The organism is Paenibacillus sp. DRB1-1 (genome assembly GCF_052119485.1).
GTDB classification, from domain to species: domain Bacteria; phylum Bacillota; class Bacilli; order Paenibacillales; family Paenibacillaceae; genus Paenibacillus; species Paenibacillus polymyxa_B.
The window spans coordinates 3,986,840-4,005,490 of the sequence record NZ_JBODQH010000001.1 but is presented as its reverse complement, the minus strand read 5'-3'; the positions used below and the strand labels follow the sequence as shown (position 1 = coordinate 4,005,490).

The window sequence follows — 18,651 nt, the reverse complement described above, 5'->3', positions numbered from 1 at the left end:
CCTTATTTCCTAATACACCTATTTCCCTACTCTTTCACAAAAGTATGAAGCTTCGCGGCACCAATGGAGCGGGTGATTTGAATCCGAAGAAGCGGAACGATCGGAGGATCAAATCACACGCGCAGCGGCCTCTAATGCTCCATACTCCTCTCCCCCATCTCCACAAACTGCTTTTGAGCCAGCTCACGGTACACCTGATGGGACTCTAATAACTCAGTATGAGTTCCTGCACCGGTCACCTTGCCCTTGTCCAACACGATAATCTGATCGGAGTGAACCACCGTAGACAAGCGATGAGCAATGACAATCGTCGTGCGTCCTTCCATCAAGTTCGCTAGGGCCTTCTGTACCTCATGCTCAGATGAGCTGTCCAGACTAGATGTAGCCTCATCCAGCATGAGAATGTCAGGGCTACGAAGAAGCGCACGCGCAATAGCGATCCGTTGACGCTGCCCTCCGGACAGCTTCATTCCCCGTTCTCCCACCTCAGTATTGTAGCCTTGAGGTAGATCCATAATGAATGTATCCGCATACGCCATCGTGGCTGCTCGTCTCACTTCTTCCAAGTCAGCTTCGCGTCCCAAGCCATATGTAATGTTATCTCTGACCGTTCCGGTCATCATTGAGCTTTCCTGCGATACATAACCAATTTTGGAGCGCCAGGAGGAAAGTGTATATGACGATATCGGTTCGTCTCCATAACGAATTTCCCCTGTATCTGGCACATAAAAGCGTTCCAACAATGAAAATAAGGTGGACTTCCCACTCCCGCTCGGCCCCACGAATGCTGTCGTCCGGTTAGCCGGAATGACCAAGTTCGCATTATGAAGGACCTCTTCACCTTCGGTATAAGAAAAGGCAACATCACGAAGTATAATATCTCTGCTCTCTTTTGCCGCTTCCTGCTTCAACTCGAGCGGTTCCTCTTCATGATCTAAAATAGTCTGGATCCGTTCAGTAGCCCCAACCACCTTTTGTAGACGTGAATACAGGGTCGTGAATTGTGCCATCGGTGTGATCACCTGAAACAGCAGCAAAATAAAAGCCACCAAATCCCCGGCGGTCAGCACACCCGATGCGACGCGAACACCACCAACACCCAATATAATGACCAGCACTGCAGTCAACAAGAAGGTAGAAATGGGACCTACAAGGGCCAGGATGCGTGACTCTTGCAAACCGAAGCGGAACATCCGGTAAATACGATCCTCACCGGCCTGAGCCTCTCTGCTTTCGGTTCCGTAGGCCTTCACCAGTCTGATTTCGCCGATAACCTGACTCAACACTGAGGTTAGATCTGCCATCTCATCCTGCTGTTTTTTGGAGATACGGTACATTTTTCTGCCTACCGGAAATAAAATCAGGGCTGTTAGCGGAACAATAGCCATAATAATGAGCGTCATCACCCAATCCAGATAAAATAACAATGCAATACCACCAATAATTGCAATCAAATTAGAAATCAGATTGACTAGATACTCCGTAATTAAGTTCATAATCAGGCTTGTATCATTGGTGACACGACTCATCGTATCTCCTGACCGATTTCGATCAAAGTAAGGGATAGGTAGAGATAAGATTTTATGCCATAAGCGTTTGCGCAAATTAGCCACAATCTTATGCCCAGCATAGTTCAACATATAGATAGAAACCGCCGAAGCCACCGCTTGAAGCACAAAAGCGCCAAGCAGACCAACAATGACCATACGGTTTAATGAAGAAAAGGTTAAGCCATCAATCAACCCTTTGGTCATCATGGGTACGATTAAACCAGCAATGGTCTGAATCAGGGTCAGAATCAGGGCGATGATCAGAATGGCCTTGGGCGGATGCGCACTCGCAATCAATTTGATAAACCGCCCCATGCCAGCCTTATCCGGTCTTTTACCTGGCTTTTCCTTCATCCGGTCTTCCTGCTCATCTTGGTTTATATGATGTTCTTTTTCCATATACCATCAACCTCGCTTCCTGTCTGACCATTCTTGTTCAAACAACAACACCCGCGCTCTGCGCGGGTATGAACAGTACAATCTATCTTCGAGTTTACTACACCAGAGAATGAAGCACAAAGTTAGCCACAAACAGTACAGAAATGATATATAATGCGACAGGCACTTCCTTGCCCCGTCCTGCTGCCAGCTTGGCTACGGGGTATGCAATAAAACCAAATGCCATCCCGTCTACAATACTGTAAGTAAAGGGCATCATCACCATGATCAGAAATGCAGGAAACGCTTCAGTAAAATCACTGAAATCCATCTCTCGCACATTTTGCACCATTAGACCCCCAATAATGATCAACACGGGCGCAATGGCACTGTCAGGAATATAAGCCAACAGGGGAATAAAGAAAAACGTCGCTCCGAATAAAATAGCAGTTACCAGCGGTGTCATTCCCGAGCGTCCGCCTGCTGCAATACCAGCCGTCGATTCCGCAGCGGCTACCGCCGGACTGCTACCCAAAATACCGGCAAAGATATTGGTTACAGCCAACACACGCAAGCTGTTTTTAAATAAATCCGGTCTTCCGATCATGTTGGTTTGTGCAGTAATCATACCAATATTCTCGAATAGCACAATGAGTAGGAGCAAAAAGACAGCGATCCAAAAAGCTACCGAGACAATGCCTGAAAAGGAAAGCTCTCCAAACAATTGCCCATACTGTCGCACCGTTTCAGAGGTTCGTACCGTGCTTGTAGGCTCTACAGCTCCCAGTATATAAGCAAGCCCAGTTCCCGCCAAAATGCTAATTAGTAAACCTCCCTGAACGTTACGCACAAACAATACAATAGCGAGCAGCAACGTTACACAAGCCGTAATTACCTTGGGATCATTAAAATGGCCAATAGCCACAAAAGTCGTCTGATGAGCAATCACGATGCCGCTTTTTTGCAATCCGATAAAGGTTAAAAACAAACCAATGCCTACCGTAATTCCGTGCTGCAAATTATGGGGAATCGCTTGGCTAATCAGCTTGTATAATGATGTAAAGGCCACAATGGCGAATAAGATCCCTGTAATGGCAACCACCATCAACGCTTCCTGCCAACTCAGCTTCATAGAATGTACGAGCGTATAAGTGAAAAAGGCATTAATCCCCATCCCTGGTACAACGACCATTGGAGATTTCCCACCAAAAGCCATAAGCAGACAGCCGATCATCGATGTCAGCAGCGTCCCGAGCATCGCCCCTTGGAGGGGAATCCCGGCATCTGCCAAAATAGTTGCATTAACCATAACAATGTATACAACGGAAAAATAAGAAATGGCCCCAGCGGCTAATTCCTTTTTCCAATGATGCTCGGGCTTGAAACCGAGACTTCTGGACCACAGTCCATCCTTCATACCAAAACCCTCCAGCAGTTGTTCAATCTGTTTGCAGTAAACTGCGCTTTTTCAAAACAAAAAAGAGCTGTAGCAACTGTGACACAAAGGATGTGATGCACAGAACTACAGGTCTTAAAGTGAATACATACTGATGTAAATCTACGAATGCACTGCCATGCTATTTTTGCAACTTACACACCAGCATGTTCTAATAAATCCTTCACGGCTACACTAACCATGATCAGTCCTGCTACCGGAGGTACAAATGCATTGCTTGCAGGCGGCTGCTTCGCCTTCCGGATTTCAGGTGCGTTTGCAGGTACAATTTTTTTTGTAATTTCTTCACGTGGCTTCATGGGTTCTTCATCCGAGAATACAACCTTGACGCCTTTGGTAATACCTTCCTTGCGCAACTTGGTGCGGATGACACGGGCAATCGGGTCCATTCTCGTCTGGGAAATATCCGCAACTTGAAAACGACTCGGATCCATTTTGTTCGCAGCACCCATACTGGAGATCATCGGAATCCCCCGTTTCAGGCATTCCTTAATCAAATGAATTTTGTAAATAATCGTATCCGAAGCATCCAGCACATAATCCAGTTCGTACTTGAACAGCTCCTCATATGTTTCTTCCGTATAAAACATGTTCAGTGCAATCGCTTCACATTCAGGATTAATCAGTTTCACACGCTCTACCATCAGATCAGCCTTTTTTTGGCCTACCGTCGTTGTCAACGCATGTATCTGGCGATTAATATTGGTGATATCTACAACATCTTTATCAATCAGAATGATACGTCCAACACCCGTGCGCGCCAGTGCTTCCACTGCAATCGAACCGACACCGCCGATACCCAGCACGGCCACCGTGCTATTTTTCATAACCTCTAGACCTTCAGTTCCGATAGCCAGTTCCGTTCGTGAAAATTGATGCAACAATATGGTATATCCTCCCTCACTGATTTAAACTCTATGCTTGAACTCCAGCATACAAACCACGAACCCATTATCCATATGAGGGTAACGGGTTCATGGCATTCTATAAGCTAATCACATGCCAATGGATGGCACTTGCAAACGTCTTAAGCTTTAGGAGCAACAGGCTTCGGAGCAATACGGATATGAAGCTGTTCCAATTGAGCTTGATCTACTTCGGCTGGTGCATCCATAAGCAGGTCTGTCGCACTAGCTGTTTTCGGGAATGCAATCGTTTCGCGCAAGTTTGTACGACCTGCAAGCAACATCACAAGGCGGTCAAAACCGAAGGCAATACCACCATGTGGAGGCGTACCATATTCGAACGCATCTAACAGATAGCCGAATTTATCAGTAACTTCTTCCGGCGCCAGGTTGAGAGCTTTGAACATTTTCTCCTGAACATCACGTTTGTAAATCCGCATCGAGCCGCCGCCCACTTCGTAGCCGTTCAGTACGATGTCATAGGCTTGAGCACGAACTTGACCTGGATCGGTATCCAAGAGGCCAAGGTCTTCGTCCTTCGGACGAGTGAACGGATGGTGTTCCGCCACATAACGTTTTTGTTCTTCGTCATAGCCGAGAAGCGGGAAGTCTACAACCCAGGCAAATTTAAATTTGTTATCGTCGATGAGGCCTAAATGACGGCCAATTTTCAGACGAAGTGCGCCCAATACATCAGCAACTACCTTTTTATTATCTGCAGAGAAGAGTAACAGATCGCCTTCTTCGGCTCCTGTGCGCTCCTTCAATGCTTCGATTTCTTCTGGTGTGAAGAATTTAACGATAGGTCCCTTGAATTCGCCTTCCTTCACTTGAATCCAAGCCAAGCCTTTAGCTCCATAGCGTGCAGCATAAGGACCCAGGTCATCAATGTCCTTACGGCTCCAAGTGCCACATCCTTTGGCATTGAGGACTTTTACTTCGCCACCCTTTTCAATTACGGAAGCGAATACTTTTACACCACTAGTTGCCACGATATCATTGACTTTAATCAACTCCATGCCAAAACGCAGGTCTGGCTTGTCCGAGCCGTATTTGTCCATCGCATCGGCATGTGTAATCCGTTGGAACGGTGTTTCCAGTTCTACCCCAACGGTTTCTTTGAACAATTTCACCATAAGACGCTCCATCATTGGCAGCAAGTCATCCTGTTGCATGAAGGAGGTCTCGATGTCGACCTGCGTAAATTCAGGCTGACGGTCAGCACGCAAATCTTCATCACGGAAACAACGTGCAATTTGGTAGTAGCGCTCCAGGCCACCCACCATCAGCAATTGCTTGTACAGTTGTGGCGATTGCGGCAAGGCGAAAAACTCACCTTCATGCACCCGGCTAGGTACCAGATAATCACGTGCGCCCTCTGGGGAACTTTTCGTCAAAATTGGTGTTTCCACCTCGACGAACTCTTCTCCGTCCAGGAAGTCACGGAATATTTTTGCTGCTTTGGAGCGCAGTTTCAACGTCTGGTACATTTCCGGACGACGCAGGTCCAAATAACGGTATTTCAAACGCAGAGACTCGTCCACTTCTACACCATTTTCAATGAAGAACGGAGGTGTTTTGGACGCATTCAATACTTCGATTTCAGTGACACGTACTTCAATTTCACCTGTAGGCAGGTTCGGGTTAACCGTTTCTGCATCACGCTTAACAATGGTACCGGTAACCTCAAGCACATATTCACTACGAACACGATCCGCAATTTGCAGTGCGTCACCGGAATATGCCGGATTAAACACAATTTGTACAATTCCGCTACGGTCGCGCAGGTCAATAAAAAGCACGCCCCCCAAATCACGACGGGTTTGTACCCAACCGTTCAATGTAACTGTTTCTCCGATATGCGCATGGGTCAATGCGCCGCACTCATGACTCCTTTTCATAATACACACTCCTGTTTATGTTTAGTAGTTAATGCTATATGACAACCAGAAGAAGCTCCACTGATTGATGTTACATCATTTTGTTTATCCTAATTCTTCCACCAGCTGATCCAGCTTAACGGTACGCTGCTCGCCAGTTTCCATGTTTTTCAGTGCAATTTCACCTTGAACCAGCTCATCCTCACCCAGAATCGCAGTATACCTTGCTTTAAAGCGATCGGCTGATTTCATCTGTGCCTTCATTTTACGCCCCAGATAATCTCGTTCTGCGGAAAATCCGGCTTGACGCAACTTGAATAGTTGTTTGGTTACTTCCGTTTCTGCTGCTTCTCCCAACGCTACCATATAGATATCTAACGGCTTGGCTTCGTTCAGTTTGACACCTTGATGCTCCAGGATCAGCTGAATTCGCTCCAGTCCAATGCCAAAACCAATGCCTGGCTGATCCGGTCCGCCCAGATCTCCAACCAATCCGTTGTAGCGGCCGCCTCCACCGATCGTGTCTATGGCACCAATTCCTTCAGCTTTGAATTCGAACGCTGTCAACGTATAATAATCCAGCCCCCGTACCAAACGCGGGTTAACTGTATATTCCACGCCCATGGCATCCAAATTTTGCTTCACTTTCTCAAAGTGTGTGCGAGATTCCTCGTCCAAGCTATCCAAAATCGAAGGTGCACCTCCAAATTTGTCCTGGTCATCTTTGCTATCCAGCACTCGCAGCGGATTACGCTCAATGCGTGCTTGGCTCTCCTTGGTCAACGTATCCTTAATTGGCATCAAGAAGTCCACCAAATGCTGACGATAAGCTGCCCGGCTGGCTGCATTACCGACAGAGTTAATCTCCACCTTTACTCCTTTCAAGCCCAGCTCACGGCAGAATTGATACCCGAAAGCAATAACTTCTGCATCCAACGCCGGATCGACCGCACCAAATGCTTCAATTCCAAATTGGTGAAACTGGCGCTGACGCCCAGCCTGTGGACGCTCATACCGGAACATCGGGCCGATATAATACAGCTTAGTTACATCCGGCTCCCCGTATAGTTTGTTCTCCACATAGGAGCGGACAACCCCTGCTGTTCCTTCCGGACGCAAAGTCATGCTGCGCTTCCCTTTATCCTCAAAAGTATACATTTCTTTTTCCACCACATCCGTCGTTTCACCCACACCTCGAACGAACAAATTCGTTTGTTCGAACATTGGCGTACGAATCTCTCGGTAATTAAAGCGGCGGCTAATCTCACGGGCTTTTTCCTCGACAACTTGCCACTTTTCTACACTGCCCGGCAGCAAATCCTGTGTTCCTGTCGGTTTTTGAAAGGCCATTAACGTATCCCCCCATCGTTGTATTTCGTATTGTGCACTTTCTTCTTGCTCCACTTTCAATATAAAACAAAAAATCCCTCGTCCTGTTAACATTAACAGGGACGAGGGATTGTCGTTTACAATCACCCGTGGTACCACCCACATTCCGGAGTTTGCCCAGACAACCAGCATAAGAATCACTCATTGCCCGTCAGCATTATACTGACTCCGCTCATACGTATAACGCCCGTAACGCGCAGTACGGCTATTATGCAGGACCATCCACTGTCGGCACAATTGCAATGTACTTTCAGTAGGGTTTCCTCAATTGTTCGCCGCCTGTTCTCGGGGAGGTCATTCATCCGCTCATCAAGGGAATTTTTACAGCCTGGAAATTCCTCTCTGCGCTTGTGGGTTCGGAGTACTTGGTCCCGTCATCAAATCATTTTTCATTATTTTATGATTTTAATGAACCGCTTCGACAAAGTCAAGACATTCTCCCTATAATCGGACAAATAAGGCTTATAAAAAGAAAATAACCTGCGGAAACGGTCCGCAGGTTAAAAAAGATATATCAAAAGGGGGTCATGCTGTTATTATAAACAACGAATATTAAGGAATGATGTTTCGAATATTACAATTGTATTACAGTCACTCTTTTGTGGCTAAATCCCTCAAGTATCGACAATCTTGTGGCGCGCTCCCAGCTTTAATCCAACTGCGATACATATCCACGATTGGAACGTAGCTTATAAATGACCTCATCATAATCGGCATCATTCACCTTTGCTGATAATACATACCGCAATTCATCTTGATCACCGTTAATATAAACATCTGTCGCACGGAGCAACCCTCCGTCATGATTCGTTGTTCCGTTCCGATCTTCATCCAGATCCCTTTGGGCTGAGCCAGAGTTAATTTGGTCATCCTTCGCATCTGGTAGAATATTCTCGCCATAAGCACCCGCCGCAGGGATTGCCGCACCTGCAGAGCCTCCTGTGCTCACAGAGCCTGTATTGTTATAGGGGACCAGCGGAATTAAAACTCTCGTCTCCCGGCCGAGCGCATCATCCAAAGCACCTACTTCCAAATGTTCGGTTCTATAAGCTTGAAGCGAAGCTCTGGCACCCTCAGCTTCATCTTCTGTGCGAAAATAAACCTGAATCTGTTTTGCCATATCAAATCCTCCTCGTTTGGGAATTGTACTGGCATTAATCTAAGAAAATATTCGCGTTCTAATTACAATACTTTTAATAACTCACGCACAAAGGCTGGCTCATCCTTAGGGGTCCGAGACGTAATAAAGTTACCGTCCACAACCGCCTCTTGATCCTCAAAATGAGCACCCGCATTAATCAAGTCATCTTTCAATGGAGGATAAGCTGTAATCGTCCGGCCTTGTAACAAATCAGCACTCGCCAAAATTTGTGGCCCGTGACAGATAGCGCCTATCGTTTTTTTGGACTCATTAATTTCAGTCACAAATTTCAGAACATTTGCATCCAGTCGTAGATTTTCCGGGGAGGATCCGCCGGGAATAACAACTGCATCATAATCACTTGATTTCACATCTGCAATGGCTTTTTCAATAGTGTAGCTTGCTTTACCTTGCTTACCGCTCACTTTCTCACCTTGCTTCAGCCCAACAATATCTGCCTCATGTCCAGCCTTTTTTAATTCATCATAAGGTACCTTCATTTCGGAATCTTCAAATTGGTCAGCCAATAAAAATGCAATTTTACTCATTAATGTTCAGATCTCCTTTCCGGTTATCCTCAAAACAAGTTTAAAATTAAGTTTGTTTGTCTACCACGCTTTGTTATTACCCGCTTGATCAGTTTTTATAACAATTCGCAGCGGTGGAAAAGAAAAAGGAGCCTTTCGGCTCCTGCACTAATTCGATGCTACATATGTTATTTTTGACCTCTTTGTGCTGCTTTCGGGTAGCCCCTCATTAACGCTACATTTAACACGATGTTACCTGCGCGGCAAAGCACCGCGTCCCGGCTTGTCGATGGCTGTTGCAACATGCTGTAATAACGTATCAGCATTACGAGAAAGGCTGATTGCCTCCTGCATACTACCGGGAAAAAGCAGCACAGTGCTTCGATGCCCGTCCATTTTTGGGGTTTGACGCATAGCTTCGTCTCTCCTGTCACCCTTAGGCTATCCGCCTGGCTAATCACCAATCGGGATGACATTATGGTCCCTCTGAACAGCTATTTTATTCTACTCAGATCACGCCATGAACGCATAGTTACGAACGTTCGGTATCCAAAATCAGTGTCACTGGGCCCCAGTTCGTCAATGAAACATCCATCATAGCCCCAAAAATTCCCGTTTCTACCTCCAGGCCCTTGGCTCGAAGCTGACTGTTGAAGAAATCATACAGCTTCTCTGCTTCCTCAGGTTTGGCCGCCCCCATAAAGTTAGGCCTTCTTCCTTTACGGCAGTCACCATACAACGTAAATTGAGAGACAGACAAAATGGCTCCACCGACATCCAGAACGCTGTCATTCATTTTACCTTCAGCATCCTCAAATATACGTAATCCCGCTGTTTTATCCGCCAAATAAACGGCATCGGCTGCTGTATCTCCCTGACCAATACCAACCAGCAGCATTAATCCGGTTCCAATCTTGCCGACCACCTTTTGATTCACCGTTACCTGAGCGTCTTTACAGCGCTGAATAATGATCTTCATCGCCTATCCGATATCTCCTTTAACCTTCCCTTTTAAAAGGTGCTCACAGCCGTATTACGGCTCTTTTAGCAGCCTATGGGTCTTTCTACCCAAGATGTGTTACAAAGGCTATAAACCTATCTATACGCTTTAACAAGGTTATTGCATAATCCGATGCACGGTGTATACATCCTTCACCCGTTTAATCCGTTCGACAACAGAATGCAAATGATCCGTGTTGCGAATGAGAATCGTGATGTGAATCATCGCCATTTTATTTTTATCTGTACGACCTGTAACGGCCGAGAAGCTGGTTTTATTCTCAGAAATGGCCTGAAGCACTTCATTCAGCAAACCGTTACGATCATGCCCCGTAATCTCAATATCGACGCTGTAATTGACTTCCGCTGCTTCTTCCCACTCCACTTCAATCACACGCGCCTGGTCTTCGCCCGTACCCGAAGGAATATTCGGGCAATCCGTCCGGTGAACGGATACGCCGCGTCCACGTGTTACATATCCAATGATGTCATCTCCCGGTACGGGATTACAACATCGTGCAAAACGAACGAGCAAATTATCGACGCCTCTGACGCTGACACCGTTAGTGGGTGTTTTTTTCCGCTCGCCCTGCGGCTTGTACTCCTTGACCTCGGTCGTCAATTCGATCAACCGTGCCTCTTCTTGTTCCTTACGCAGCTTCTCTGTCAAACGTGTACAGACCTGCGCTGCAGTTATACCACCAAAACCAATCGCAGACAGCATATCTTCGGAATCGTTAAAAGAGAACTTCTGTGCCACTTCCTGAAGCTTGTCGTCGCTCATCCACACCGATGGCTCGATATCACGTTTTCTTAGCTCACGTTCCAGATTTTCGCGGCCTTTTTCAACATTCTCCTCACGCTTTTCTTTCTTGAACCATTGTTTGATTTTACTGCGCGCGTGAGAGGACTGAGCAATTTTGAGCCAGTCCTGACTAGGTCCATAAGAATGCTTGGACGTCATAATTTCGACAATATCACCGGTTTTAAGTCGATAATCCAAAGGTACGATTCTTCCATTTACCTTAGAGCCAATCGTTCGATTGCCAACTTCGGTATGAATACGGAAAGCAAAGTCCAGGGGAACGGATCCGGCCGGCAACTCAATGACCTCTCCCTTAGGAGTAAACACAAACACAAGGTCTGAGAAAAAGTCCATTTTGAGCGATTCTACAAATTCCGACGCATCCTTCGCTTCATTTTGCAGCTCCAGAATTTCTCGAAAAAAGGTGATTTTATCCTCAAAGTTAGTGTTGTTTGCTCCGTTTCCTTCTTTATAGGCCCAATGGGCCGCAATCCCGAATTCAGCGGTACGGTGCATATCCACTGTGCGAATTTGTACCTCGGTAGGCTCCCCGTTGGGACCTACTACTGTCGTATGAAGGGACTGATACATATTGGCCTTAGGCATAGCGATATAATCTTTAAACCGCCCCGGCATTGGCTTCCACAACGTATGGATAATCCCCAGTGTGGCGTAACAGTCTTTAATGTTATCCACAATAATTCGAATCGCCAGCAAATCATATATTTCATTGAATTGCTTGTTCTTCGTCGTCATTTTTTTAAACACACTGTAAATATGTTTAGGGCGTCCGGACAGGTCAGCCTGAATACCCATTTCTTCCAGCTTTTCTCTGATACGTTGTATGACATTATCAATAAACTGCTCCCGCTCTGCCCGCTTTTTATGCATCAAATTAGCGATGCGATAATACTGCTGAGGATTCAGATAGCGTAAAGCAATATCTTCCATTTCCCATTTAATGGCTGAAATACCCAGTCGGTTTGCAACCGGACAGAAAATCTCTAGTGTTTCATAAGCGATCCGACGCTGGCTTTCCTCTGACTGATATTTCAAGGTACGCATGTTATGCAGACGATCTGCTAACTTAATGACGATGACACGAATGTCCTGCGCCATAGCAATAAACATTTTCCGATAATTTTCGTTCTGTTGTTCTTCCTTGGAACGGAACTGGATACGCTCCAGCTTCGTCAGACCATCGACAAGCATCGCACATGTATCGCCAAAATGCTCGCGAATCTGCGCCAAAGACACCGTCGTATCCTCCACAACGTCATGTAAAAGAGCGGCGATAATGGAGATGGTATCCATCTGCATATTAACGACGATATCAGCAACCGCAAGCGGATGCAGAATATAAGGTTCACCGGACTTACGAGTCTGGCCGGAATGGGCCTGCTCGGCAAAATCATAGGCGTCCCTGATGCGGATAAGATCTGCTTCTCTGGTATAGGCCCCGGCCTTTTTAAGTAATTGCTCTATCCCCATTCTGCTCTATTCCGTGTCCTTTCTATGCAAAATGGAACCCGCCGATCAATGTCGCGCAAAGGTTCCCTTTTAAAAGTGATTTCCTACAATTATGACGGTTAGCACGTCGCACGTCAACTATTACAGGTTTGGCATTGTCGCATTATTCTGTCACACATGGATAAGTAAAATGAGGATTGTTGACGAAATGAAACGAATTATATTGAAAAAATTACGAAAAGTAATTAATGTATATAAGAATAATTGAAAGAACTAAGGAGTGAACTGCGTTGCAACGCGAAATTCAAGTTAATGAAAAGCTACCGGCAGGACCCGGGTTCCTGCTCAGCGTACAGCATTTGTTTGCCATGTTTGGCAGCACTGTGCTGGTGCCGAATATTTTCGGCGTCGATCCTGGCATGATTTTGCTAATGAACGGTATTGGCACATTGTTGTACATATGGATCTGCCGCGGCAAAATTCCCGCCTATCTCGGCTCCAGCTTCGCTTTTATCGCTCCCGTCAGTCTTGTGCTTAAAAACAATCCCGGCGGCAACGGCTATGCTATGGCTCTCGGTGCTTTCATCGTTACAGGTATTATTTTCTGCCTCGTCGCACTGGTGATCAAATATGCCGGAACCCGTTGGCTGGACGTCGTTTTTCCTCCAGCTGTTATGGGCTCCATCGTAGCCTTAATCGGTCTAGAACTGGTTCCGGTTGCAGCAGGCATGGCAGGCATTATCAATGCCGATCCTACTAAAGCCTGGTCTCCAGATCCCAAAACGATTACTCTTTCGCTCGTTACACTCGGGGTCACTGTTCTGGGTGCGGTGTTGTTTCGCGGGTTTGCCAAAATCATTCATATTCTGATCGGTATCGTAGTGGGCTATGTGCTTGCTTATTTTATGGGCATGGTCAATACACAGGCCATTGCAGACGCTCCTTTTTTCGGACATCCTGCAATTACCACTCCAGTTTTTAATACCTCTGCTATGCTGACGATTCTTCCTGTTGCTCTGGTTGTCATCGTAGAGCATATTGGTCACTTACTTGTGACTAGCAACATTGTCGGGCGCGAGTTGTCCAAAGATCCTGGTCTCCATCGCTCACTGCTGGGTAACGGTATTTCCACCGTCATTTCCGGTTTTGTCGGTTCTACACCTAATACGACTTATGGTGAAAATATTGGTGTCATGGCATTAACTAAAGTGTACTCTGTATGGGTCATTGGCGGAGCGGCTGTCATTGCCATCTTGCTGTCCTTCTCAGGCACGTTCTCAGCGATTGTTTCTAATATTCCAGCTCCAGTTATGGGCGGCGTATCCTTACTATTATTCGGCGTCATCGCTGCCTCCGGTCTAAGAATCTTCGTTGAGCAAAAGGTGGATTTCGCCAAGCCAACCAACATGCTGCTTGCGACCATCGTGCTTGTTGTCGGAATCAGCGGTACTACGCTCACTTGGGGCGCTGTAACCTTGAAAGGTATGGCATTGGCTACAATCATCGGCATCATCCTCAGCTTGTTCTTCAAGCTGGTTGACGTGCTCGGCTGGTCCAACGATAAATCGCAGGAACCTCTAACCGAGAAAACACCAGATTGATATCTGTTTTTAAACTTTAAAACGCCGCTCCATGAGTCACGGATCAATACGCTTGAGCTGTTAAGATAAGCGTGTAAGGATCCGTCTCCCATGGTGTCGGCGTTTTTTTATGCACAGCCTTTTTAAAATAGATACTCCTTCATCCATCTCCAGAGCACCCCATCCAAGTTAGTTGCAATAACCGCTTTAACCCTCGATAAGCAACGAGCAGCATTTTTGACTTATTTCCGTATCTAGCTTCTGCTTAGCAAAAAATAAAACAAAAATTAATTGAAATTAGTATGACCACTATGCTCCTTATGACCACCTCTGCTCCTTTTTTTATTGTTCATCGACATTTTTAATTTTTTTTCATACCTATCCCCACAAAGTGGTTGGTGGTTTAGGACTATCAAACAAAGCCCAAACTTAAAACACTTCTAAACAAAATAGTCCGATGGAGCAACTCTTTAGTTAAAGAGATGTTCCATCGGACTATTTAGGCGATCCGCACATAATTATTTCCCGGGAAACCCGGGTTTCAAAATACTTAATACGTAATCAGGGTGAATACATCTACATCAGTCAGTTTCGCCCGGCCGTTTAAGTCAGACAGCTCGATAAGAAAAGCAGCCCCTGCCACATTACCACCAAGCTGGCGTACCAAGTTAACGGATGTAGCAATAGTTCCACCTGTAGCAAGCAGGTCATCAGCAATCAAAACATTTTGGCCTGGCTCTATAGCATCCTTATGCATCGCCAGCGTATCTTTACCATACTCCAAACCGTATGCTTCCTCAATGGTTTCCCCAGGGAGCTTGCCACTTTTACGGATGGGAATAAAACCAACACCAAGCGCATAAGCCAAAGGGGCACCAACAACGAACCCACGTGCTTCTGGCCCTGCAATCAAATCAATTTTCAAATCCGATACCAGTTCCTTCATATCGTTGATAGCCTTGCGGTATAGTTCACCATTTTTCATCAAGGTCGTAATGTCCTTAAAACTAATCCCTGGTTGTGGAAAATCGGAAATCACCCGAATATATTCTTTGTAGTCCAACTTAGTTCCTCCTACTGTAAACTTCAAATTAGTATATACATTTTACAACATAAATTGAGAAATAGTATCTCAAGACGCACCCTTCATAAGCGACATAATCCAGCTCGTCATCTGGGTAGTGTCCGCATCCAACAAGTACTTCTCCATCTCAGCCATATTATACAATTCCTGATAGCGTGGAGAAGCGGTTAAATCCCGCTTAGGCGGATTGGATACAAAACAGAATTGACCATCTGTACGCGTCATAAACTCAAGTTCTTCGAAGATGTCCAATACTTTGGATAACATACGTACTGAACAGGAACACTGTCGGCTAAGAGCAGGCAGCATTGCCTTTTCATCAATAGGCTGTGTCCCCATTCGGGAAAGCACAACGTAAATACGCTTGAACAGCTCTCTGTCGGGGCTTACGAGTCGACCGCCACGCTCACTGACCGAATGAAGGAGAAATACGTTCTCTACATTCTCAAAGGTAGACCATAATGCCTGAAACTGATCCGGTGTATCCGGCGGCTCCAGTACGAACAGCGACTTCACAGAGTGCTGTGCATCTCTTTGACCATCACTGGGAATAACGCTGCCATCTTTATCGTACAACCATAAGGATTCAGCATCCACGGAGCCCGAGGGACGAAGCCTAGATGACGGGTGGATCAACACCGCAACGTCTTTCTTTCTTTCCTCTATGCGTGGATGAAAGATCTTGAGTCCCCGCTCTAATTCGGCAAAAGGGTCCGACACTCCACGATAATCAAAAATTTGCGGCGCCTGCACTCGAATGTCCTGCATCATTAGCTGGAGAGACCTTTTACCGTTCCATTCGTTAATTGACAATTCACCCAGCAGATCTATCTCCGTTTGTTGCTGTAAAAAATCAGCCAAATCGCCACGACGGAAGGCAATCGCGTCCAGCGATAAACCGTTCTGCTCCAGCAAGAGCTTCACATGATTTTTCTCACGTCCCATTTTACGAGCCTCGCGCAATTGCAGTCCCTGTAATACGAATCGTGGAGAAGGATTCCCCATACCAAAAGGCTGAAGCAACTCCAGTTCTTCAACCACTTGCAAAGATACCTCGTCCAAACGACAGACCATATCAGCTTCAGCTACAGGAATGAGATCTTCTGGTGTCAGAATGGAACCCGCATAGTGGTTCAGCTGCTCTTCAAACAATTCCAGATTGTCACGGGACAGCGTCATACCCGCAGCCGAAGGATGACCCCCAAAATGCTCCATAAGCTCATGGCTGTCCGTAAGGGCACTGTAAATATCCAATGCAGGAATAGAACGGGCAGAACCTTTGCATGTGCCTGTCTCAGCATCTATACCAAGAATAATAGTCGGTCGATAATAACGATCCAATAGCTTGGATGCCACAATTCCGACAACGCCGACATTCCAGCCTTCACCAGCCAACACAATAACTGATGGTAGCTTACCTCCATTCAGTTTGGATGCCAATTGCTGCTCGGCTTGCTCCACAATACGTTCGACCACCTGTTGACGCTCACGATTGAGCAGGTCCAGCGCATGCGCAAGTTGGTCTGCTTCTTCCTCTTTTTCTGTCGTCAGCAGAGAAACTGCTCGTCCCGCATGATCCAGGCGCCCGCTGGCATTAATCCGCGGAGCCAATGCAAATGCGATGTTGACTGAAGTCACTGTAGATATATCCACGCTCGCTACATGGAGCAACGCACGAATACCCGGAAATGCAGAGTTTCTCATGGATTGAATCCCTCTGCGTACCATCGTCCGATTTTCACCATGTAGTGGCATCAGATCGGCTACCGTGCCGATAGCGGCGATTTCAAACCATTCCTCCGGCACCTCACCCAACAACGCCTGAGCGAGCTTCAGGGCAACACCAACACCTGCAAGACCTTTAAATGGGTATGGGCAACCGGGTAGCTTCGGATTAATCAAAGTATATGCCTCGGGAAGTACAGCAGGCGGCTCATGATGATCCGTCACAATAACATCTATCCCCAAGGAAGTTGCATAAGCAATTTGTTCTACTGCACTAATTCCCGTATCTACCGTAATGACCAGTGTAACTCCCTGCTGATGAGCCCAATCAAGGGCATGGTTATGCAGACCATACCCCTCATTAGAACGATGGGGAATATAAATATCATAAGAAGCCTTCAGAAAACGCATGAGCTGAATCATCAATGATGTACTGGATACGCCGTCTGCATCATAATCGCCATAGATTAATATATGCTCGCCACGTTCCAGAGCCTGGCGAATTCTCGGCACGGCCTCTTTCATACCAAGAAGCAGAAAAGGGTCGTGTACATCGTCCACACTTCCGTACAAAAAGCGGTTTGCTTCCCCGGCGGTAGTGACGCCCCGGTTCACTAAAAGCCGGGACAACAATGGTGAAATCCCCAGTTCTTCTGTCAACAGCTGAGCCGCTTCCAGGTTAGCTTCTGGGGTCTTCCATCTGTACTGCGAATGAAGCAATCCTATTCACCTTTCTTTCATAGTCGTCCTGCCCCTACTGAAGCAACGACGACACATCATTATCTGGCAGTTCATGATTGGATTTGTAAGGATATCCGGCTTGATAAGAAATGAACTGCATTTGTACATGGGTCACCTGTGGAAAACGGGCTAACAGTAAATTTTTTGCTCGATCGGCGATTTCCTGCGCTTCCTGTACCGTAATCCGCGGGTTTACACTTATCGTTACATCCACCGTTATGAAATGGCCTGTTTCCTGGGCATGTAAGTGTTCAACCGTTACAATACCATACACCCGTTGAATCGTCTCCATAAAGCGTCGGGAGTCTTCCTCCTGCAAGGGCTGTGCAGGAACCTGGTAAGCGGTATTCATTACCATCAAATACCCTTTACGCAACACCAGACAGGCTACCAGCAAAGCTGCGGTTGGATCAAGATATAATAATGCAGGCCATTCCATTGCTTCGCCAGTCATTGCACCGATCATGCCGATCAATGCAATCAACGATGCATACAGCGAGTAACGTTCATGGTTAGCGTAACGATCTGCTTCCGCTTTATGACCATGTTTAATCGAGTAGCGATATTGAAACTGAAATAGCGCTTCTCTCAACACCAACGCAATAAATACGGTAATTAATGCATACAGACCGGGAGCCTGCGGTTCCGAACTGCTTAATGAACGAACCGCCGACATAGCTAGCTGAAGACCGCTCATCAGCACTAAAATAGCCAGCACCACAGATATGACCGTCCGAACTTTTTCACCATTCCGCAACCGTGCCAGCATTCCGTGCCCTGTAGCCCCCTTGGAAAACAGAAGCTCCTGCAAACGGGAAGCACTATCCGCAGCCGTGTGCAGTGCATCCCCCATCAACGCTTTGCTGTTTGCCGCATAACCGACGGTTCCCTTTAGAACAGCCAGCGCGAGATTACCTACAATCCCACTCAACGCCGCAGTTTCTAATGATCGGCTGCGTTCGCTATTCACAACGTTTCCCCCTCAATCCTGAACTAACCCTTTCCCAATAAAGCTCCATTC

The 18,651-nt window shown here is 46.5% G+C and carries 14 protein-coding genes; 1 reads left to right on the top strand and 13 read right to left on the bottom strand.

From position 1 onward, the window contains the following. Positions 1 to 131: 131 nt before the first annotated feature. From ACQW03_RS17855 to ACQW03_RS17810, 10 genes are all read right to left on the bottom strand, one after another. Positions 132 to 1,949, bottom strand: a complete 1,818-nt coding sequence (locus ACQW03_RS17855; protein WP_441950888.1) for an ABC transporter ATP-binding protein — start codon at positions 1,947 to 1,949, stop codon at positions 132 to 134. Between the two features lie 97 nt (positions 1,950 to 2,046). Continuing rightward, positions 2,047 to 3,345, bottom strand: a complete 1,299-nt coding sequence (locus ACQW03_RS17850; protein ID WP_023989918.1) for an NCS2 family permease — start codon at positions 3,343 to 3,345, stop codon at positions 2,047 to 2,049. Between the two features lie 173 nt (positions 3,346 to 3,518). After that, positions 3,519 to 4,268, bottom strand: coding sequence for a tRNA threonylcarbamoyladenosine dehydratase (locus tag ACQW03_RS17845; protein ID WP_013311554.1), 750 nt, complete (start codon positions 4,266 to 4,268; stop codon positions 3,519 to 3,521). Between the two features lie 143 nt (positions 4,269 to 4,411). Continuing rightward, a complete protein-coding gene (gene aspS, locus ACQW03_RS17840; protein WP_220025835.1) occupies positions 4,412 to 6,190 on the bottom strand; it encodes an aspartate--tRNA ligase in 1,779 nt (592 codons plus the stop codon). Positions 6,191 to 6,274: 84 nt separating this feature from the next. Further along, positions 6,275 to 7,519, bottom strand: coding sequence for a histidine--tRNA ligase (gene hisS / locus ACQW03_RS17835; RefSeq protein ID WP_220025836.1), 1,245 nt, complete (start codon positions 7,517 to 7,519; stop codon positions 6,275 to 6,277). 688 nt (positions 7,520 to 8,207) lie between these two features. After that, on the bottom strand, positions 8,208 to 8,678 hold the full coding sequence (locus ACQW03_RS17830; RefSeq protein ID WP_220025837.1) for a hypothetical protein: 471 nt from the start codon (positions 8,676 to 8,678) through the stop codon (positions 8,208 to 8,210). 62 nt (positions 8,679 to 8,740) lie between these two features. Then, positions 8,741 to 9,247: a type 1 glutamine amidotransferase domain-containing protein gene (locus ACQW03_RS17825; protein WP_441950884.1), complete on the bottom strand. Its 507-nt coding sequence runs from the start codon at positions 9,245 to 9,247 to the stop codon at positions 8,741 to 8,743. A gap of 231 nt (positions 9,248 to 9,478) precedes the next feature. Continuing rightward, complete coding sequence (locus ACQW03_RS17820) at positions 9,479 to 9,640, bottom strand: hypothetical protein (RefSeq protein WP_220025838.1); 162 nt, start codon at positions 9,638 to 9,640, stop codon at positions 9,479 to 9,481. A 118-nt stretch (positions 9,641 to 9,758) separates the two neighbouring features. Continuing rightward, entirely contained in the window at positions 9,759 to 10,205 is a 447-nt protein-coding gene (gene dtd, locus ACQW03_RS17815; protein WP_023989923.1) for a D-aminoacyl-tRNA deacylase, read from the bottom strand. Positions 10,206 to 10,343: 138 nt separating this feature from the next. Beyond that, positions 10,344 to 12,521: a RelA/SpoT family protein gene (locus ACQW03_RS17810; protein ID WP_025720225.1), complete on the bottom strand. Its 2,178-nt coding sequence runs from the start codon at positions 12,519 to 12,521 to the stop codon at positions 10,344 to 10,346. Between the two features lie 269 nt (positions 12,522 to 12,790). On the opposite strand from ACQW03_RS17810, the gene uraA reads away from it, so the two are divergent. Further along, positions 12,791 to 14,101, top strand: coding sequence for a uracil permease (uraA, locus tag ACQW03_RS17805; protein ID WP_025720227.1), 1,311 nt, complete (start codon positions 12,791 to 12,793; stop codon positions 14,099 to 14,101). Between the two features lie 529 nt (positions 14,102 to 14,630). Here uraA and ACQW03_RS17800 read toward each other — a convergent pair. The 3 genes from ACQW03_RS17800 to ACQW03_RS17790 form a co-directional block, all read right to left on the bottom strand. Next, positions 14,631 to 15,143: an adenine phosphoribosyltransferase gene (locus ACQW03_RS17800; RefSeq protein ID WP_028542428.1), complete on the bottom strand. Its 513-nt coding sequence runs from the start codon at positions 15,141 to 15,143 to the stop codon at positions 14,631 to 14,633. 69 nt (positions 15,144 to 15,212) lie between these two features. After that, the gene (gene recJ, locus ACQW03_RS17795) at positions 15,213 to 17,609 is read right to left on the bottom strand and encodes a single-stranded-DNA-specific exonuclease RecJ (RefSeq protein WP_441950880.1); all 2,397 of its coding nucleotides are present in this window, start codon (positions 17,607 to 17,609) and stop codon (positions 15,213 to 15,215) included. 34 nt (positions 17,610 to 17,643) lie between these two features. After that, the gene (locus tag ACQW03_RS17790; RefSeq protein ID WP_441950878.1) at positions 17,644 to 18,600 is read right to left on the bottom strand and encodes a cation diffusion facilitator family transporter; all 957 of its coding nucleotides are present in this window, start codon (positions 18,598 to 18,600) and stop codon (positions 17,644 to 17,646) included. Between the last annotated feature and the right edge of the window lie 51 nt (positions 18,601 to 18,651).